15 protein-coding genes, 6 pseudogenes and 1 riboswitch are annotated in these 18771 nt (G+C 73.9%); of the genes and pseudogenes, 11 read left to right on the plus strand and 10 right to left on the minus strand.

Translation table 11 applies throughout. The features are described 5' to 3' along the window. Window positions 1-20: 20 nt before the first annotated feature. Together VT52_RS17145 and VT52_RS35730 are read right to left on the minus strand one after the other, a co-directional pair. Window positions 21-425, minus strand: coding sequence for a hypothetical protein (locus VT52_RS17145; protein ID WP_046427105.1), 405 nt, complete (start codon window positions 423-425; stop codon window positions 21-23). 58 nt (window positions 426-483) lie between these two features. Beyond that, window positions 484-876: pseudogene (locus VT52_RS35730) on the minus strand (HAD-IC family P-type ATPase); the annotation flags it as partial. A 221-nt stretch (window positions 877-1097) separates the two neighbouring features. Between VT52_RS35730 and VT52_RS17150 the strand changes: the two are divergent. From VT52_RS17150 to VT52_RS17160, 4 genes and pseudogenes are all read left to right on the plus strand, one after another. Then, window positions 1098-2018 carry an undecaprenyl-diphosphate phosphatase gene (locus VT52_RS17150; protein WP_046427101.1) on the plus strand — a complete coding sequence of 307 codons (921 nt, stop codon included), beginning with the start codon at window positions 1098-1100 and terminating at the stop codon, window positions 2016-2018. A 423-nt stretch (window positions 2019-2441) separates the two neighbouring features. Next, window positions 2442-2525, plus strand: a pseudogene (locus VT52_RS39565) (Chromate resistance protein ChrB); the annotation flags it as partial. Window positions 2526-2632: 107 nt separating this feature from the next. Then, the gene (locus VT52_RS38820; RefSeq protein WP_240509780.1) at window positions 2633-2929 is read left to right on the plus strand and encodes a Chromate resistance protein ChrB; all 297 of its coding nucleotides are present in this window, start codon (window positions 2633-2635) and stop codon (window positions 2927-2929) included. Between the two features lie 38 nt (window positions 2930-2967). Beyond that, window positions 2968-4104 (plus strand): MFS transporter, encoded by a 1137-nt coding sequence (locus VT52_RS17160; protein WP_046427099.1) that lies wholly within the window; start codon window positions 2968-2970, stop codon window positions 4102-4104. A 39-nt stretch (window positions 4105-4143) separates the two neighbouring features. Here the strand turns inward: VT52_RS17160 and VT52_RS17165 are convergent, their stop codons facing one another. Then, window positions 4144-4995 (minus strand): phosphatase PAP2 family protein, encoded by an 852-nt coding sequence (locus VT52_RS17165; protein WP_046427097.1) that lies wholly within the window; start codon window positions 4993-4995, stop codon window positions 4144-4146. Further along, window positions 4992-5732 carry a VTC domain-containing protein gene (locus VT52_RS17170; RefSeq protein WP_046427096.1) on the minus strand — a complete coding sequence of 247 codons (741 nt, stop codon included), beginning with the start codon at window positions 5730-5732 and terminating at the stop codon, window positions 4992-4994. Before VT52_RS17170 ends, VT52_RS17165 begins: the two co-directional genes overlap by 4 nt. 201 nt (window positions 5733-5933) lie before the next feature. Here VT52_RS17170 and VT52_RS17175 point away from each other — a divergent pair, with 201 nt between their 5' ends. Next, window positions 5934-6584: a phosphatase PAP2 family protein gene (locus VT52_RS17175; RefSeq protein ID WP_046427094.1), complete on the plus strand. Its 651-nt coding sequence runs from the start codon at window positions 5934-5936 to the stop codon at window positions 6582-6584. A 730-nt stretch (window positions 6585-7314) separates the two neighbouring features. On the opposite strand, the gene VT52_RS17180 is transcribed toward VT52_RS17175, so the two are convergent. The 3 genes and pseudogenes from VT52_RS17180 to VT52_RS17185 all read right to left on the minus strand — a co-directional run. Then, window positions 7315-7962: a superoxide dismutase gene (locus VT52_RS17180; protein ID WP_046427092.1), complete on the minus strand. Its 648-nt coding sequence runs from the start codon at window positions 7960-7962 to the stop codon at window positions 7315-7317. A 206-nt stretch (window positions 7963-8168) separates the two neighbouring features. Next, window positions 8169-8627 (minus strand): cobaltochelatase subunit CobN, encoded by a 459-nt coding sequence (locus VT52_RS39875; RefSeq protein WP_476756023.1) that lies wholly within the window; start codon window positions 8625-8627, stop codon window positions 8169-8171. Next, window positions 8607-10192: pseudogene (locus VT52_RS17185) on the minus strand (cobaltochelatase subunit CobN); the annotation flags it as partial. The pseudogene VT52_RS17185 and the gene VT52_RS39875, both read right to left, overlap by 21 nt. An 86-nt stretch (window positions 10193-10278) precedes the next feature. After that, window positions 10279-10354: riboswitch (cobalamin riboswitch) on the minus strand. A gap of 102 nt (window positions 10355-10456) precedes the next feature. Between VT52_RS17185 and VT52_RS17190 the strand changes: the two are divergent. From VT52_RS17190 to VT52_RS35735, 3 genes and pseudogenes are all read left to right on the plus strand, one after another. Continuing rightward, a pseudogene (locus tag VT52_RS17190) lies at window positions 10457-11732 on the plus strand (cobalamin biosynthesis protein CobG). After that, window positions 11729-12400, plus strand: a complete 672-nt coding sequence (locus VT52_RS17195; RefSeq protein WP_206306542.1) for a precorrin-8X methylmutase — start codon at window positions 11729-11731, stop codon at window positions 12398-12400. Before VT52_RS17190 ends, VT52_RS17195 begins: the two are co-directional and overlap by 4 nt. After that, window positions 12397-12556, plus strand: a pseudogene (locus tag VT52_RS35735) (SAM-dependent methyltransferase); the annotation flags it as partial. The gene VT52_RS17195 and the pseudogene VT52_RS35735, both read left to right, overlap by 4 nt. Window positions 12557-12662: 106 nt before the next feature. On the opposite strand, the gene VT52_RS17200 reads toward VT52_RS35735, so the two are convergent. Continuing rightward, window positions 12663-13427 carry a cobalt-precorrin-6A reductase gene (locus tag VT52_RS17200; RefSeq protein WP_046427090.1) on the minus strand — a complete coding sequence of 255 codons (765 nt, stop codon included), beginning with the start codon at window positions 13425-13427 and terminating at the stop codon, window positions 12663-12665. An 18-nt stretch (window positions 13428-13445) separates the two neighbouring features. On the opposite strand from VT52_RS17200, the gene VT52_RS17205 reads away from it, so the two are divergent. After that, entirely contained in the window at window positions 13446-14621 is a 1176-nt protein-coding gene (locus VT52_RS17205) for a cobalt-precorrin-5B (C(1))-methyltransferase (RefSeq protein ID WP_046427089.1), read from the plus strand. 51 nt (window positions 14622-14672) lie between these two features. On the opposite strand, the gene cobM is transcribed toward VT52_RS17205, so the two are convergent. Both cobM and VT52_RS38825 read right to left on the minus strand, forming a co-directional pair. After that, entirely contained in the window at window positions 14673-15422 is a 750-nt protein-coding gene (cobM, locus tag VT52_RS17210) for a precorrin-4 C(11)-methyltransferase (RefSeq protein ID WP_046427086.1), read from the minus strand. Further along, window positions 15419-15565 (minus strand): annotated as a pseudogene (locus VT52_RS38825) (cobalamin biosynthesis bifunctional protein CbiET); the annotation flags it as partial. The gene cobM and the pseudogene VT52_RS38825, both read right to left, overlap by 4 nt. Before the next feature lie 385 nt (window positions 15566-15950). Here VT52_RS38825 and VT52_RS17215 point away from each other — a divergent pair. Continuing rightward, window positions 15951-17735, plus strand: a complete 1785-nt coding sequence (locus VT52_RS17215; protein ID WP_240509781.1) for a glycoside hydrolase family 15 protein — start codon at window positions 15951-15953, stop codon at window positions 17733-17735. Further along, window positions 17732-18742 carry an SDR family oxidoreductase gene (locus VT52_RS17220; protein ID WP_046427085.1) on the plus strand — a complete coding sequence of 337 codons (1011 nt, stop codon included), beginning with the start codon at window positions 17732-17734 and terminating at the stop codon, window positions 18740-18742. Before VT52_RS17215 ends, VT52_RS17220 begins: the two co-directional genes overlap by 4 nt. Window positions 18743-18771: the final 29 nt, after the last annotated feature.

Here is an 18771-nt window from a genome sequence, read left to right on the forward strand (position 1 = left end):
TGGTCAGCGGATCGGGCGGGTCACGGTTCGACGGTTTGGCGGATGCGGCGGGAAGGGGTGAAGGCGTGCAGGTCGAGGACGCCGGGCGGGTCGGCAAGTCCCGGCCCGCCGGCCTGGACCCAGGCCGCTATGTCGTCTGCGGCGTCGCGGTCGTTGACCAGGCCGGGCCGGACGGGCCGTCCGCCGGCCGCGCGGCCGGCGGCGGAGGGCTGGATGACGACGAACGCGTGTTCGCAGGCGTCCAGGCAGCCGGTGACGCGCACCTGTGCGATCTGTGCGAGGGATGAGCGGAGCTGGTCGAGCCGGGCGGCGTGGTCCGGGCCGGGGATTTTGGCCGTGCCGCAGCAGCAGCCGCGGCAGACGGTGACCGTACTGCGGGCCGCCCCAGGGTTGGCGGGGGCGGCTTTGCGGCTGCGGCGGCTCACGGGCCGTTCCCGCTGCGGGCGCGGCACCAGGCGGCGTCGGCCGGCAGGCGCGGGCCGGCAGGCGCGGGCCGTTCAGGCCGACGATGACGGTGGAGCCCTCGCGCCCGGCAACACCGAGGGGCAGCGGCAGGGTGCCGGCCAGGTCCCAGATGAGCAGACCGGTGACGAAGACCGCGGCGATGACGAGGTTCTGCACCACCAGGCGCCGGGCGCGACGCGAGAGCGCGACGACGGTGGGGATGGTGGCGAGTTCGTCGCGGACCACGACGACGTCGGCGGTCTCCAGGGCGAGGTCGGATCCGGCCCGGCCCATGGCGATGCCGGTGTGGGCGGCGGCGAGGGCGGGGGCGTCGTTGACGCCGTCGCCCACCACCAGCACCTTGTGCCCGGCCTGCCGCAGTTCCTTCACGGCGGTGACCTTGTCCTGCGGGAGCAGTCCCGCGCGGACGTCGGGCCGAGCACCCCTTCGACATCAAGGAGCTCGATCCCGCCGGCCTCCGCCGCCGACGCGACACCCGGCAAGGGAAGGTGAACCTTGCGAAACACCGCCATGAACACCCTTCGCCTCCGCCATCAGATTTTACAAGATGTAGTAGCTTCCGGATGGGGTCGGAGCCGCCGCGAGCGTTTTCCGAAGCCTGACTTTCCCGTATTCCGAGTCGAAGGCCCTCCATGTCCGTCCTGACCTATCCCGAAGCCGTGGGCGTCGGCCTGCTGCAAGGCGTCACCGAGCTGTTCCCCGTCTCCAGCCTGGGGCACAGCATCCTGATACCCGCGCTGCTCGGCGGGCACTGGAAGCACGACCTGGACGTGTCCGCCGACGGGTCCCTCTACCTCAACGAGCTGGTCGGCCTGCACCTGGCCACCGCACTCGCGCTCGTCGTCTACTTCCGGCGGGACTGGATCCGCGTGATCCGGGGCCTCACAACCTCGATCACCCAGCGCCGCATCCAGACCGTGGACCAGAAGCTCGCCTGGCTGATCATCACGGCCTGTATCCCGGTGGGCGTCGCCGGCATCGCGCTCGACAAAGTCTTCCGTACGACGCTCGGACGACCCGTCCCCACCGCGATCTTCCTGGCTCTCAACGGCATCGTCCTCTTCGTCACCGAACAGCTGCGGCGCGGCGGGACGGGCCACAGACGGGCCGGGGCCGCCGTCACCCCCGACGAGGAGCATCTGCCGGCGGACGAGCAGTCCGACCTGCGGATCACGCGGATGACCATCCGCCAGGCCGTGACGATCGGCGCGGCCCAGATCCTCGCCCTGCTGCCCGGCATCAGCCGCTCCGGCTCCACCATCAGCGCGGGCATCTTCAAGGGCCTCAACCATGAGGACTCCGCCCGCTTCGCGTTCCTGCTCGCCACCCCCGTGATCGGCGGAGCCGCGATGCTCAAGCTGCCCCCACTGCTCGGTTCCGGGGGCAACGGTCTGCGCGGACCTCTGCTGGCGGGCAGCGTCGCCGCCTTCGTCGCGGCCTACCTCGCGACCCGCTATCTGGTCCGGTACTTCGAGAACCGCACCCTCATCCCGTTCGCCGTCTACTGCACCCTGGCCGGGCTCGGCAGCCTCGCCTACTTCACCATCGGCTGAACGGACACCCTCTCACGCACACCAGGGCCGCACCCGCCGGACCGTCACGCCGGCTCGGGCAGCCGACGAGCCCGCCCGCCGTCGCATGGGCCGCGCCGCCCGCCGGGCAGCCCACCGCTACGACCCGCTACGACCCCGAGCGCATCGTCGACACCTACGAAGAGCTGTTCACCGAGCCGGCCGCCTCCCGGAACTCCCGGGTCTGGCAACGCACCAAGTCCCGCTGGCACGGCCTGGCCGCACGAACGCTGCGCCGACCGGGGCACCGCCCGCATCTCCGCCCGGGCCGGCGCACGCCTTCGGCGCTCACCCGCGTCGTGCGATGTGACGCCTGCTACCTTTCGAAAGGTGGCAAATGCTGAACCCGTGAGCCGCTGGCTCGTCCTTCTGATCAGACTTCCCGCACAGCCGTCACGGCACCGGGTGGGCGTCTGGCGGGAGCTGCGCAGGATCGGCGCCCTCTCGCTCGGCCAGGGGACCCGGGCCGTACCGGACGTGCCGGTCTTCACCGACGGCATCGCGCGGGCGGTCTCGCTGACCGAGCAGGCCGACGGCCAGGTCGTGACGCCAACGCCTCCGGGCATGGCCCCCGGAACGCCGTGCGTCTGCAGGAGATGTTCGATGCCGCCCGTTCCGCGGACTGGGCGGAGTTCGTGGCCGACTGCGGCAGGTTCGAGGCGGAGATCGCCAACGAGATCCGCGTCGCCAAGTTCACGCTTGCCGAACTGGAGGAGGAGCAGTCACTGGAGCGGCTGCGGCGCCGGCACCGCGACCTGACGGCACGCGACGTGTTCGGCACCCCGGAGGCGGCCGAGGCCGGCCGACGGCTCAAGCTGTGCGCGGCCGTCTGCGAGGAGTACGCCGAGCCCATCTTCGCCGCCCTGCACCAGGCCCCGGAGACGGAACAGTGAGCACCGCATCGACAGGGCAGGCGGCTCCGGCCCGGCACATGTGGCCGTTGTACGCCGCCGGCTTCACCACCGCCTTCGGCGCGCACGGGATCGCCGCCAACCTCGGCGGCCACACCAGGGGCGCGGTCACCTCGCTGCTGGTCCTCGGCGGTCTGCTCGCCCTGTACGACGGTGCCGAAGTGCTGCTCAAGCCGGTGTTCGGGACGCTCGCCGACCGTATCGGCGCGCGCCCGGTGCTGCTCGGCGGGCTCGTGGCCTTCGCCGCCGCGTCCGCCCTGTACGTCGTCGCCGACAGTCCCGGCTGGCTGTGGGCCGCCCGCCTCGGGCAGGGTGCGGCGGCGTCCGCCTTCTCCCCGTCGGCCTCCGCACTGGTCGCCCGGCTCAACCCGGCCGCCAAACACGGCCGGGCTTTTGGCAGTTACGGCTTCTACAAGTCGATCGGCTACACCCTCGGCCCCCTTCTCGGCGGTGTCCTGGTGTGGGCCGGGGGCCTGTGGCTGCTGTTCGCCGTCCTCGCCATGCTGGGCGCCGTGGTCGCCGTATGCGCCGCCCTCGCCGTCCCTGTCGTACCACCGCTGCCCAAGGCCCGGCAGACGGTGCTGGATCTCGCCCGGCGGCTGGCCGACCCGGCGTTCCTCGCCCCCACCGCGGCGCTCGCCGCGGCGACGGCCGCCCTGTCGGTCGGGGTGGGCTTCCTGCCTGTGTCCGGGCGGGCGGCGGGCCTGGGTACGGTCACCACCGGCGCTGCCGTGTCTGTGCTGGCCGCCTGCGCGGCCGTGGTCCAGCCGCAGGCCGGACGCGCACTGGACCGGGGGCGGCTCACGACCCGTACGGGCATCACGGCGGGACTGCTGCTCACCGCTGCCGGAATGGGGTTCGCCACGCTGCCGGGCCTCACGGGGATCCTCCTGGGCGCCGCCCTGATCGGAGCCGGAACCGGCCTGATCACCCCGCTCGGCTTCGCCGCCCTCGCCGTCGGCACCCCCGCCGAACGGCTCGGGCAGACCATGGGCGCCGCCGAGCTCGGCCGTGAACTCGGCGACGCGGGCGGGCCGTTGCTCGTCGCGACGGTCGCCTCCCTGACCACCCTCACCCACGGCTACGCCGTACTCGGTGTCCTCCTCGCTCTCGGTCCGCTCCTCAGCGCCGTACGGCGCCGCCCCGCCGGGGGGTGAACCCCGCACAGTGGACGGCGCCGGGTGCGACGGCGGGTGTCAGCGGCCGCTGACGGCGAGTTCGTAGTCGCCGGCCAGGTCGCCCAGAAGGGTGCCGGCGGTGATGTCGCTGGGGACGTGGCCGGCCATGTAGAGGCGGGAGTAGAGGACCTCGTCCTGCATCCACCGGTAGTCCGCGGCCCGGTGCGGGGAGAGGGCGGTGAGGTAGATGACGGCGGCGGACCGGGCGGCGTGGCTGGAGGGGTAGGAGTACGGGCCCTTGGCTCCGGGCTTGATGTGCTTGTCCGGGCGCAGGGTGGTGTCCAGGACGTAGGGGGCGGGCTGCTTGTCCTTGGCGGCCACCTGGTCGCTGATGGTCTTGGCCAGCTTCAGCGCCGCCTTGAGCTCTGCCTTCTCGGCCGTGCCCTGCGCGGCGGGGACCATGTCGCGCTGGTCCTGGAGGTAGAGCTTCCAGATGTCCTTCTTGCCGTGCAGTTCCAGCCAGGTGGCGGCCTTCTTACCCGCCGCCGTGCGGGTCTTGGCGAGCTGCTGGACCTGGTGGAGTTCGGCGGTGCGCTGCGCTGCCGCGGGCGGGGCGGGGATCTGCTGGGCGGCCCAGGCGGCGAACGCCTTGTCGTCGCGGGTGGTGCCGTGTGCCCTCTTCCACTGGGCGAAGAGGGCGTCGGCCCTTGCGCGCTGGTCGTCCGCCTTCTTACCGATGGCGGCGATCTGGGCGTCGCTGAAGAGTGTGGGCGGCGGATCCTGCTTGATCTTGTCCGTCGCGCCGGGCTTCTTCTTCGAGGAGGCGGCCGGCGTGATCAGCTGCGGTCGTAGCGCGCCGACGGCGATGGCCGCGACGGCGAGCAGCGCGATCAGGGCGTACGGCCATTTGATACCGCGCAGGACGTTCATGCGGCGGGGATCCTTTCGGCGGGGAGCGGTGCGGGGTTCACCGCGGTGGTGAAGTGTGCGCGGGCGAGCCGGCGCACGTCGTTGTCGGGCAGGCCCGGGGTGAGCAGGGACTGGCCGACGATGTACTTGCTGAGCGAGACCGGCCGGACACCCATGCCGAGCAGCAGCCGGTCGGCGGGGGCAGGCCGCGTTCCGCCCCTGGTCTCGATCAGGACGTGTCCGGGGTCGAGCGCGGCGGTGCGGTGGCCGCTGAGGACGCCGTCGAGGGTGACCCGGCTGCCACCGTCGAGGTCGGCGAGGGCGGCACGGACGTAGCGGACCTCGGCGGCGGCGGACAGTTCCTTGGCCATGACGGGGACACCGGCCCGTTCCAGCATCTCGTCGACGAACCGGGCCGCACGCTCGGTGAGGTCCCCGTACCCGGTGGCCGGGACCTTCAGGGCGTGCTTGAGCGTGGCGCCGCGACCGTCCTTGGTCTTGGCCTCGACCCGGCACAGGCCGTCCTCGGCGTACAGGCGGGTACGGACCTTCCAGCGGCGGCGCCGCTGGACGTGGGCCCGCCAGGCGCCGAGCTGCTCGGTGTCGAAGTACATGCTGAGGTAGCTCGTCGTACGGCGCCCGCCGAGATCGAGGACATGGTGGCTGTCGGCCAGGTGGGCGACGAGACGGCGGGCCCGGTCGAGAGGGTCCAGGTACTTGCGGTCCACCCGGTGCTGGAGCGCCGCTGCCGCGTCCACCTCGGCGAGTGTCGCACCGCGCGCTCCCCCACCGAACCGTCGGGCCGACCCACAGCCATGCTTCTACAACATGTAGTAGATTAGCGAGAAGGCCACCACTGATTCACCGCGAAGTCATCAGCATGCCATCGCGGGCGTGGGGATGACCGGCGGCGCCGGGCCGTTCCGCGCCGCCTCCTGCTGACACGGAAGGACCTGCCCATGACCGAGGCCGCCACCGCGCAACTGGCCTTCGACGGATCCGGCGTCGACGGCTCGCTGTTCACCGCCGTCACCGACTTCGCCCGCGACACCAAGTGGCTGAACACCCCCTTGGAGCTGTGGACCAACCTCGGTCTGGGCGTCTTCGCGGTGCTCATGGTGCTGGGCTGGTGGAACGCGCGCCGCCGCGGCACACGGGAGACGACGGTCGCACTGGCCGCGCCGGTCGCCGTCGTGGCCGCCTTCGCCGCCGCCGAGGTGGTCAAGAAGATCGTCGGCGAGGTACGGCCCTGCCGGTCGATGCCCCACGCCTACATCGTCGACGCCTGCCCCGCGCCCTCCGACTACGCCTTCCCCAGCGGCCACACCACCGTCGCCGCCGCGACCGTGGCCGCCCTGTTCCTGCTCGACCGCCGCCTGAGCGCCATCACGGCCCTGTTCGCCGTGGTGGAGGGCTTCACCCGGGTCTACGTCGGCGCCCACTACCCCCACGACGTCCTCGGCTCCACGCTCCTCGCCCTCCCGGTCGCCTACCTCACGAGCCTCGCCCTGCGCCGCTGGGCCACCCCGCTGGTCGCATCCCTGAGCACCGGCGCCCTGCGCCCGCTGCTGGCCGGCGAACCCGTAGCCGCCCCGAAGCACGCCCGGTAAACCTCTGCCGCATCCGACCACTGTCACAGACCGGCTTCCACAGGGTGCCGACGCCAGTCGTACGGGGAATCCCCGAGCTTCGCGCGTCGCCGGTCGTAGCCGTTGATCAGGGCCCGGCCTCCGACGCACGCCGAGACCGCCAGGCGTGACGGCGAACACGAACACCGCGAACGCGGCGACCCAGGGACCGTGTACGAGCGGCGCGCCCCAGCCAGGGAAGACCGCTCCCGCTCACACCCCTCCGCACCGGGCCGGTCACCTCGTGGGCAGGTGTGCTCCGGCGGCATGGGCGTGCATCGCCGCTTCGAACAGCCGCTCCGTGTCGTGCGCGGTCAGAGCCAGGCTCGCGCAGCAGGCCGCCATCAGCACCGCGAACGCCGCCGTCGCGCCGTTGTGCCGCGACAGCGGCCGGGGCCATCAGCGCCTGGACACGCTGCGGCACCGGCCCACCCGTGGCGGCCAGAGCCGCCTGCCGGGCGCGGCTCACCGCCAAGGCCGCCCCTGCGACGGCCCGCGCCACCAGGCGCCGGTCCGCCACCTCGACCCCCGCCTCCTCGTCCGCCCACCGCTCGACCGCATACGCCCCGGCCCGCTCCAGCGGCCGCAGCGACGGATCGATCGTGGCCGCAAGATATAGCACCAGTGAGAACACATGGTGCCGATGGCGCAGGTGCGCACGCTCACGGGCGAGCAGGGCCCGGCGTTCCGGCGCGTCCAGGAGCCCAGGGCGTCACGGCGTGAGCAGCAGGCTGTCGCCGCGCTCCCTGGCGGCGGCGTGACGCTTGGCCACGTCCTGCCAGTTGACGACGGCCCACATGGCGTCGATGAAGTCGACCTTCTGGTTCCTGTACTGGAGGTAGAAGGCGTGCTCCCAGGCGTCGAAGACCAGGACCGGGGTGGAGCCCTGGCCGACGTTGCCCTGGTGGTCGTAGACCTGCTCCACGATCAGGCGGCCGCTCAGCGGCTCGTACGCCAGCACGCCCCAGCCCGAACCCTGGGTGGTGGCGGCGGCCTTGGTGAGCTGGGCCTTGAATGCGGCGAAGGAGCCGAAGGACTCGGTGATCGCGTCGGCCAGGTCACCGACGCCGTCCTGGGCGAGGGGCTCGCCGCCGCCGTCCTTCGGACCCGTCATGTTCTGCCAGTAGATGCTGTGCAGGATGTGTCCGGAGAGGTGGAAGGCCAGGTTCTTCTCCAGGCCGTTGATCGACCCCCACGCCTCCTTGTCCCGCGCCTCGGCCAGCTGCTCCAGCGTGTCGTTCGCGCCCTTGACGTACGCCGCGTGGTGCTTGTCGTGGTGCAGCTCGATGATCTCCGGACTGATGACCGGGGCGAGCGCCGAGTAGTCGTACGGAAGTTCCGGAAGCGTGTAAAGCGCCATGTCCAACGCCCTCCGACGTTATTGCGAATGATATGCAGATGCACACTAGCAGTAAGAACGCCAACTTGCGATCAGGCGTCGGACGCAGGACCCACTCCCCCATGACACGCCGCGGGAAGGGCAGGCAGGCCGGGCGCCCCGAGGGCGCCGGCCGGCCTTCCGCGGGTCCGGGCGCGCTCGCGAGTCGTTCGTCCCGGGCGGGCGCGTCACCCCTCGCCCTCCAGGTCGCCCTCGGTCTCCAGGTACGCCTGCCGCAGCTCCGCCAGCAGCGCCGGGTCCGGCTTCGCCCACATCCCCCGCGACTCCGCCTCCAGCAGCCGCTCCGCGATGCCGTGCAGGGCCCGGGGGTCGGCCTGCTGGAGGAACGCGCGGTTCGCGGGGTCCAGGACGTACGTCTCGGTGACCTTGTCGTACATCCAGTCGGCGACCACTGCGGTCGTGGCGTCATAGCCGAACAGGTAGTCCACGGTGGCGGCGAGTTCGAAGGCCCCCTTGTAACCGTGCCGGCGCATCGCCTCGATCCACTTGGGATTGACCACGCGCGCCCGGAAGACGCGTGAGGTCTCCCCGACGAGGGTGCGGGTGCGGACGGTCTCCGGGCGGGTGGAGTCGCCGATGTACGCCTCGGGCGCGGTGCCGTGCAGCGCGCGGACGGTCGCGACCATGCCCGGCAGCCACTCCAGGTCGCCGTGCTTGCCGAGGTGGATCACCGCGTCCGCCCCGAAGCCGCCGTGGTGGACGGCGATCGGGTTTTCGCCGAAGCCGCGCGGGGGCTGGATGAGGACGAGCAGGTTGCCGAACCGCAGGGCGGCGAGGACGATGTCGCCCTCCTTGTCGCGGCTGTGGTCGACGAACATCTCGCCGGGCGCCGGGCCCCAGTGTTCCTCCACCGCCGCGCGCAGTTCCTTCGGCAGCGTGGCGAACCAGCGCCGGTGGTCGGCCGCCGGGACACGTACCGGGTTGCGGGCGAGCTGTTCCTCGGTGAGCCAGTCCTGGTCGTGGCCGCCCGCCTCGATGAGCGCGCGGATCAGTTCGTCACCGCCGCCGGAGGCCAGGCCGGGGATGTCCGGGCCGGCGCCGAAGTCGTAGCCCTCGTCGCGCAGACGCCGGAGCAGGGCGACGACGCCGGCGGGGGTGTCCAGGCCGACCGCGTTGCCGATCCGGGAGTGCTTGGTGGGGTAGGCCGGCAGGACCAGGGCCGGCCGCCTGCGGGCCGGGGGGATGCGCCGAAGGCGGGCGTGGCGTACGGCGATTCCGGCGACCCTGGCCGCCCGCTCGGGGTCGGCGACGTAGGCCGGGAGGCCGTCGGCGTCGATCTCCTAGAAGGAGAAGGGCACCGTGATCAGGCGGCCGTCGAACTCGGGCACCGCGATCCGGCCGGCCGCGTCCAGCGGCGAGACGCCCTCGTCGCTCTCCGCCCAGGCCGTGCGGGAGCCGGTCAGGTACAGGGCCTGGAGGATGGGGACGTCGAGGGCGGTGAGCACGCCCGCGTCCCAGGACTCGTCGTCGCCAACGGCCGACGCCTCGGCGGGCCTGGTGCCACCGGCCGCGAGGACCGTGGTGACGATGGCGTCGGCGGCGCCGAGCGAGGCGATCAGTTCCGACTCGCGCGCCCGCAGGGAGGCGACGTACAGGGGCAGCGGCCGGCCGCCCGCCTCCTCGACCGCGTCGCACAGGGCGTGGACGAAGGCCGTGTTGCCGCTCATGTGGTGGGCGCGGTAGTAGAGCACCGCGACGGTCGGCCCGCTGTCCGGCCGGTCCGGGCGTTCGAGCGGGCCCCAGGTCGGCGCGGGTGCCGGCGCGTCGAAGCCGTGACCGGTGAGCAGGACGGTGTCCGACAGGAACCGCGCGAGCTGTTCGAGGTTGGCGGGCCGCCGTGGGCGAGGTAGGCGTGGGCCTCCGCGGCGATGCCGACGGGGACGGTGGAGGCGGCCATCAGCTGGGCGTCGGGCGCCTGTTCACCGGTCAGGACGACCACCGGGCGCCCGTCCGCCAGCAGCAGGTCGATGCCGTCCTGCCAGGCGCGGATGCCGCCCAGCAGGCGTACCACCACCAGGGCGACACCTTCGAGGAGGACCGGGAGGTCGTCCAGGGCCAGGCGGGCGGGGTTGGCGAAGCGGTAGCCGACCGGGCCCGCGGCCGCGCGGGCGCTGAGCAGGTCGGTGTCGGACGTCGACAGGAGCAGGATCTCGTGGGCGGGCGGGACTCGCTCCCCGGACGGAGTGGGCATGCGTCGCCTGGCCTTCCTCGGGGTCCGCGCCCCGGGCGGTGCCGGAATGGGTCTCCCCCTCGGAGCGGGCCGAAGGCGAGGGAGGGGAGTTCCTGGCTCATCCGGCGTCGTGAGGCCGGATTCACAGTGGCGGGACCGCGCCGGATTCGCACCGGCTTCCTCTCGTGCCGCCGTGATGGCGGTTCGTGGACCAGGTGATCCACTGTGGAGCACAGTAAGGGTCACCGGATTAACGCGGGGCATACATCACTGATGATCGTAGGTATGCTCACCGCCATGCCCACGGCAGCCCCTCCTCCATCGCCCCAGGCCACCCCGGCCGCGCGGGACCGCGGTGACGCCTGCCCCGGAGCGCTGCGCCTGCACGCGGCGGACGACGGCGCCCTCGCCCGTGTCCGGCTCCCCGGCGGGATCCTGACGGTCGGGCAGGCGGTGGCGCTCGGCCGTGCCGCCCGGCGGCTGGGCGACGGCGACCTGCACCTGACGTCGCGTGGCAATGTGCAGTTGCGCGGCTTGGCGGCCGACTGCGGCGGGGAGCCGGCGCGGTTGCTGGACGCGGCCGGCCTGCTGCCCTCGCGGGAGCACGAGCGGGTGCGCGACATCGTCGCCTCGCCCCTGTCCGGGCTCGACGGCGGGGGTTCGCTGGACGTACGCCCCTGGCTGACGGCCCTGGACGCCGCGTTGTGCGCGAGCGAGGCCGCCGGAGGTCTGTCGGGCCGGTTCCTGTTCGCCCTGGACGACGGGCGCGGTGATGTGGCCGGCCTCGGCACCGACGTCACGGTGCGCGCGACCGGGGACGGCGGAGCGTGGCTCACCCCCGGTTCGGTCCGGGTCGCCGCCGCTGACGCACCGCTCGCGGCGCTGGTGGCCGCCGAGGTCTTCCTGGAGGCCGCCCGCCCGCACCGGACACGGACCTGGAGGGTGTCCGAACTCCCCCTGCCGGAAGGCGAACTGGACCGCCTGGTGCGGGACCGGCTGACGGCCCCGGGCATCGGCCGGGAGGACCGTCCGGAGCCTGCCGGGTCGGCCGGCGGGCCGCCCCCGGACGTCGTGGGCGAGACCCTGTCCGCGCACGTCGCCCCGGGGCGGCTCTCGGCGTCCCAGTGGGAGGCGCTGACGGTCGCGGCGGACACCGAGCTGCGGCTGACCCCTGGCGCGGCGTGGTCGTCCCCGTCGTGGGCGCCACCGCGGCGCGGGGCGCCGAGTCGCTCGGACGTCTCCGCGCGGCCGGACTGGTCACCGATCCCGCCTCCCCCTGGCTGCGCGTGGGTGCCTGCGTCGGCCGCCCCGGTTGTGCGCGGGCGCACGGCGACGTACGGACGGACGCCGCGCGGGCGCTCGAAGCGTGGGGCCGCTGCGCCCTCCCCCTGTACTGGTCCGGGTGTGAACGGCGCTGCGGGCACCCCAGTGGTGACCATGTCGACGTCCTCGCCGCCCCGGACGGCGGGTACCGCCTGTCGGCCGCCACGGCGGCAGGCGGGCCGTGACCGCGGCCGGTCCTTCCCGGATAGGTGCCGCCCTGGCGGCGATCACCTCATGACCCGCAAGACGACCGAGAGCAGTGAGAAGAGCACCGTGACCACCCACGTCTACGAGAAGGACGGGGCGGCGATCTACCGCCAGTCCTTCGCCACCATCCGCGCCGAAGCGGACCTCGGCGGGCTGCCCGCCGACGTCAGCCAGGTCGCGGTGCGCATGATCCACGCCTGCGGGATGGTCGACCTGGTCGAGGACCTGGTGCACACGCCCGCCGTGGTGGCCCGCGCCCGCGAGGCCCTGCGCGCCGGCGCACCGATCCTCTGCGACGTGCAGATGGTGGCCAGCGGTGTCACCCGCAAGCGGCTGCCCGCCGGCAACGACGTGATCTGCACGCTGTCCGACCCGGCCGTCCCGGAGCTGGCCGCCAGGATGGGCACGACGCGCAGCGCCGCCGCGCTGGAGCTGTGGCGGGACCGGCTGGAGGGCGCGGTCGTCGCCGTCGGCAACGCGCCCACCGCTCTCTTCCGGCTGCTGGAGATGATCGAGGAGGGCGCTCCGCGGCCCGCCGCCGTCATCGGCGTCCCGGTCGGCTTCGTCGGCGCGGCCGAGTCCAAGGACGCCCTGGCCGGGCATCCTTCCGGCCTGGAGCACCTGGTGGTGCGCGGGCGCCGCGGTGGCAGCGCCATCGCCGCCGCCGCGCTGAACGCGATCGCGAGCGAGGAAGAGTGAGCGGCAAGCTGTACGGGGTGGCTCGGCCCCGGTGACCCCGCGCTGATGACCGTGCGGGCCGTCGAGGTCATCGCCGGGGCCGACGTGGTGGCTTACCACAGCGCCCGGCACGGCCGTTCCGTCGCGCGCTCGATCGCGGCGAAGCACATCCGGCCGGGCTGCTCGCCGGGTCGAGAACGCAGGCGCCGGAGAAGCTGGTGCCGAACCGGCCGGTGACGTCGTGCGGGGACGGGTCGGCGTGCGGCGGAGCCCTTACCGGGTATCAGTCGATGACCGGGAAAGATCCCCGCCCAAGGTGCGCGCGGACCCACCGGGCCGCTTCCCCGGGATCCGGCAGGACGGGCACTCCCGCCGGCACCGGTGGTCTGCGGACCACGACGACGGGCAGCCCCGCCTCCCGGGCGGCGGTCAGTTTCGGCGCGGTGGCGGCGCCGCCGCTGTCCTTGGTGACGAGGACATCGATTCGGTGGTGGTCCAGCAGCTCGCGCTCACGGTCGAGGGTGAAGGGGCCGCGGTCGAGCAGCACCTCCATGCGGGGCGGGTGCGGCGGCTCGGGCGCGTCCACGGACCGTACGAGGAACCACGGGTCGGTGAGGCCGGCGAAGGCCGCGAGGCCCAGGCGGCCGGTGGTCAGGAAGACGCGCCGGCCGAGCGCGGGCAGCGACCGGGCCGCCTCCTCCAGCGAGCCCACCTCGTGCCACCGGTCGCCCGCGACGGGGACCCAGCCGGGCCGGCGCAGGGCGAGCAGGGGAACATGGGTGGCGGCAGCGGCCCGTGCCGCGTTGAAGCTGATCTCTCCGGCGAAGGGGTGGGTGCCGTCGACGACCGCGTCGACGCCGTGCTCCCGCAGCCACGCCGCCAGTCCCTGCGTCCCGCCGAAGCCGCCGACGCGGGTCTCGCCCGGGGGCAGCCGGGGGCCGGCGACGCGTCCGGCCAGGGAGCTGGTCAGTCTCAGGCCGGGTGTGCCGTGGAGGAGTTCGGCGAGGCGGCGGGCTTCCGTGGTGCCGCCGAGGATCAGTACGTGCATGGGAGTGTGGTTCCGTTCATGGGGAGCAGTGAGGGTCGGGGCGTGGGTCAGGCGAACGGTACGGGCGGGGGCCGGGTCGCCGGTGCGGCGAACGGCGGCCGTCGCGCCCAGCTGGAGCACACGGGGCTGCGGCACGGCTGGACCACGGGGGCCTGCGCGACGGCGGCCACGACGGCCGCGTACACCGCCCTGCTGACCGGTGAGTTTCCCGACCCGGTGACGATCACGCTACCCAAGGGGCAGACTCCGTCGTTCGCGCTGGCCGCCGAGGAGCTGGCCCCCGGCCGCGCGATGGCGGGCATCGTGAAGGACGCGGGCGACGACCCGGACGTCACGCACGGCGCGCTGGTCCGGGCCACGGTCCGCCGGCTGCCCGCGGGCAGCGGCGTCGTCTTCAGGGCGGGCCCCGGCGTGGGCACCGTCACGCGGCCCGGCCTGCCCCTGCCGGTCGGCGCGGCGGCCGTGAATCCCGTCCCCCGGCGGATGATGACCGAGCACGTCGCCGAGGTGGCCGCGCGGTACGGCGGCAGCGGCGACGTGGAGATCACCGTCTCCGTCGACGACGGCGAGGAGATCGCCCGCTCCACCTGGAACCCCCGGCTCGGCATCCTGGGCGGCCTGTCCGTCCTCGGCACCACCGGGATCGTCGTGCCGTACTCCTGCTCCGCCTGGATCGACTCCATCCGGCGCGGTGTGGACGTGGCCCGCGCGGTGGGACGCACCCATGTCGCCGGCTGCACCGGGTCGACGTCCGAGAAGACGGTGGTCGCCGAGTACGGCCTGCCCGAGGACGCCCTGCTCGACATGGGCGACTTCGCGGGCGCCGTACTGAAGTACATCCGCCGGCACCCGGTGGACCGGCTCACGATCTGCGGCGGCTTCGCCAAGGTCTCCAAGCTCGCGGCGGGCCATCTGGACCTGCACTCCGGGCGCTCCCAGGTCGACAAGGGCTTCCTGGCCGAACTGGCCCGCGGCGGCGGCGCGGACGAGTCCCTGGCCGCCCGGGTGGGCGCCGCCACCACCGGTCTCGCCGCGTTGCAGCTGTGCCAGGCGGCCGGGGTGCCGCTCGGTGACCTGGTGGCGCGGGCGGCCCGGGACGAGGCCCTCGCCGTGCTGCGCGGGGCGCCGGTCGCCGTGGACGTCATCTGCGTCGACCGGGACGGCACGGTGGTGGGGCGCAGCACGGTCCGCTGAGGTCTTCGGCCGGGACGGAGCGCCCCGACGCCCGTGCACCCGACTTGCCCGTCAGCGGAGATGGCGCTCCCGCTCGGGCGAGTACAGGTGGCTGTCGCGGAACTGCTCCGCCCCGAGCGTCCGCCCCACCGTGATCACCGCTGTGCGCAGGACGTCCGCCTCCTTCACCTGCCGGGCGATCTCGTCCAGGGTGCCCCGGATGATCAGCTCCTCGGGGCGGGAGGCGTAGGCCACGACCGCGGCGGGGCAGTCGGCGCCGTAGTGCGGGAGGAGTTCCGCCACCACGCGGTCCACGTACCTGGCCGCCAGGTGCAGCACGATCAGCGCTCCGCCGCGGCCGAGCGTGGCCAGGCCCTCGCCCTCCGGCATGGCGGTGGCGCGGTTGGCGACACGGGTGAGGATGACGGTCTGGCCCACGGTGGGCACGGTCGGTTCCCGCTTGAGGGAGGCGGCCGCGGCGGCGGAGGCGGGAACGCCGGGGACGACCTCGTAGGGGACCTGGGCCGCGTCCAGTCGCCGCATCTGTTCGGCGACCGCGCTGAACACGGACGGATCGCCGGAATGCAGCCGGGCCACGTCGTGCCCCTGCTCGTGGGCGCGGAGCAACTCGGCGGTGATCTCGTCCAGGTCGGACCGGGCGGTGTCCACCAGGCGTGCGTCCGGCGGGCATTCGGCCAGCAGTTCGCGTGGGACGAGGCTGCCCGCGTACAGGCAGACCTGGCAGGCGGCGAGCGTCCGGGCACCGCGCACAGTGATCAGGTCGGCGGCGCCGGGGCCGGCGCCGATGAAGTACACGGTCATATGTCAGCTCCTGGTGAGGGGTTGTCGGTCTTCCGTACGGCCCACCGGGTGACCGGCATGGCCTGCCGCCAGCCGGTGAAGCCGCCCACCGGCACGGCGTGCGCCACCGCGAGCCGCACCGGTGACCGGCCGCCCGCCCGCCTCCCGGCGGGGCCACCGGGTCCCGCCGGGCCCGCCGCCCGTTGCCGGGCGTTTCCCCGCGGGCCCGGTGGATACCCGTCCGGTCCGCGCCGCGGGTCCCGGGAACGTCGCAGGGGACGGGCCCGGACACGGCTGCGGGGCCGCGGGCCCGTGCCAGCGGTGGTGCGAGCCACCGGCGGGTGCCGTGGTGCCGGCGCGGGGCGGCGGGACCGGTCCGGCCGGGCAGCGCGCGCACGCTTCCGCGGCGGCCGGACGGGGATTCCGCGACCAGCCCGCGGTCACCGAACACCGGATGCCGGACGCCGGACGTGCGACGCCGCCCGCCGGGGCGGCCGGGCGTCACGGAACCGTCCGGCCTCCTGGCCTCCTCACGTGGGAAGGAAGCATGTGAACCGCACGATCCAGGCGCCGGCCGCGCCCGGCCCGCACAGCCTCCGCGAGTACGCGCTCATCGCCGACGGCGAACGCGGCGCCCTCATCGGCCCGCAGGGCGACATCGCCTGGATGTGCGCACCGCGCTGGGACTCCGACGCCGTCTTCGGCACACTCGTCGGCGGCGCGGGCCACTACACCGTGCAGCCCGCCGGCCGGTTCGTATGGGGCGGCCGGTACGAGGACGGGACGCTGATCTGGCGCAGCCGGTGGGTCACCGAGGACAGCATCGTCGAGTGCCGCGAGGCCCTCGCCTTCCCCGGCGACGCGCACCACGCCGTCGTACTGCGCCGCGTCACCGCGGTCGAGGGCACGGCACGGGTCGGCGTGCGGCTGGAGCCGGCCGCCGGGTTCGGCACCCGCCGACTGCGCCGGCTGCGCCGCGACCGCGCCGGGGTGTGGACCGGCCAGGCCGGTGACCTGCGGCTGCGCTGGAGCGGAGCGGCCGCGGCCCGGCCCGGCCCGCGCGGAATCGGTCCGACCGGGCTGAGCATGAGCATGACCCTGCGGCCCGGGGAGCGGCACGACCTGGTCCTGGAACTGTCCGACGGTCCGCTCCCGGCCGCACTCGATCCCGACCGGATCTGGAAGGCGACCGAAGCCGCGTGGGCCCGTCAGGTGCCCCGCCTGGAGACGGGCCTGGCCCCGGAGGACGCCCGGCACGCCTACAGCGTGCTGCGGGGTCTCACCAGCGGCTCGGGCGGGATGGTCGGCGCCGCCACCATGAGCCTGCCGGAGCGGGCCGAGGCGGGACGCAACTACGACTACCGGTACGTGTGGATCAGGGACCAGTGCTACGCGGGCCAGGCCGCCGCCGCAGCGGGCGGCCACCCGCTGCTCGACGACGCGGTGCGATTCGTCTGCGCCCGCCTCCACCAGGACGGCGACCGCCTCATGCCCGCCTACACCACCGACGGAGGCCGGGTACCCGACCAGCGCACCCTGAGCCTGCCGGGCTACCCGGGCGGCTACGACCGCGTCGGCAACTGGGTCAACCGGCAGTTCCAGCTCGACGCCTTCGGTGAGGCACTGCTGCTGCTCGCCGCCGCGGACCGGCAGGGGCGGCTCGACGGCACCGGACAGCGGGCCGTCGACATCGCGGCCGACGCCGTCGCCAGGCGCCACCACGAACCGGACGCGGGCATCTGGGAACTCGACGACCGTGCCTGGACCCACAGCCGGCTCACCTGCGCGGCAGGCCTGCGCGCCGTCGCCCGGACCACGTCCTCGCCCGGACGTGCCGGCGCCTGGTCGGCGCTGGCCGACCGGATCGTCGCCGAGACGGCCGCCACCAGCCTGCACCCCACCGGCCGGTGGCAGCGCTCCCCCGAGGACCCGGGCCTGGACGCCGCCCTCCTCATGCCGCCCCTGCGCGGAGCCCTGCCGGCGAACGACCCGCGCACCGTACGCACGCTGTCCGCCTACACCGCCGGGCTCACCCACGACCACTACGCCTACCGCTTCCGCCACGACCGACGCCCGCTGGCCGACGCCGAGGGCGCCTTCCTGCTGTGCGGCTACGCGGTCGCGCTCGCCGAACACCAGCAGGGGCACCACGCCGAAGCCCTGCGCTGGTTCGAACGCAACCGGGCCGCCTGCGGTCCTCCGGGCCTGTTCACCGAGGAGTACGACGTCGGCCAGCGCCAACTGCGCGGGAACCTTCCCCAGGCCTTCGTCCACGCCCTGATGCTGGAGACCGCGACCCGTCTGGCCCCTACCGACCGAAAGCAGCTGCCATGAACCAGGGACAGACCGTCGTCATCACCGGAGCCAGCGCCGGCATCGGCCGCGCCTGCGCGCGCGCCTTCGGCGCGCGCGGAGCCAACGTCGTCCTCCTCGCCCGCGGCCGCGGCGGGCTCGACGCGGCGGCGCGTGAGGTCGAGGCCGCCGGCGGACGTGCCCTGGCCGTCCCCACCGACACCGCGGACCCCGGACAGGTCGAGGCCGCGGCCGACGCCGCCGTCCAGGCCTTCGGCGCGATCGACGTATGGGTCAACGTCGCCTTCACCTCGGTCTTCGCCCCCTTCACCGAGATCACGGCCGAAGAGTACGAACGCGTCACCCGTGTGTCCTACCTCGGCTTCGTCAACGGCACCCGCTCCGCCCTCAAGCGGATGCTGCCACGTGACGAGGGGACCATCGTGCAGGTCGGCTCCGCCCTGGGCTCGCGGTCCATCCCGCTGCAGTCCGCCTACTGCGGCGCCAAGCACGCCGTCAACGGCTTCACCTCCTCCGTGCGTACCGAACTCCTGCACCAGCACAGCCGCGTCCGCGTCACGATCGCCCAGATGCCGGCCGTCAACACGCCGCAGTTCTCCTGGGTCCTGTCCCGGCTGCCCAGGCGCCCCCAGCCGGTACCGCCGATCTATCAGCCCGAGGTCGCGGCGCGGGCGGTCCTCCACGCGGCGGACCACCCGTGCCGCAAGCAGTACTACGTCGGGACCAGCACCGTCGCCACCATCTGGGGCAACAAGATCGCCCCCGCCCTGCTCGACCGCTACCTCGCCCGCACCGGCTACGACTCCCAGCAGACCGCGGCGGCGGACGATCCGCACCGCCCCCACAACCTCTGGGAGCCCCTCGACGGCCCCGGGGGCCACGACCACGGCGCTCACGGCGCCTTCGACGACCGGTCCCACGAGCACGCCCCCCAGCTCCGCGTCTCGCAGCACCTGGTCCTCACCGCGGGCACGATCGGGGCTGCCGCCCTGCTGGCCACGCGGTATCTGCGGGGCCGCCGACGCTAGTCCCGGCCGCGCGACGAATCGAGCGGACC

Origin of the sequence: Streptomyces malaysiense, from assembly GCF_000980885.2 — a bacterium.
Taxonomy (GTDB): Bacteria; Actinomycetota; Actinomycetes; order Streptomycetales; family Streptomycetaceae; genus Streptomyces; species Streptomyces malaysiense.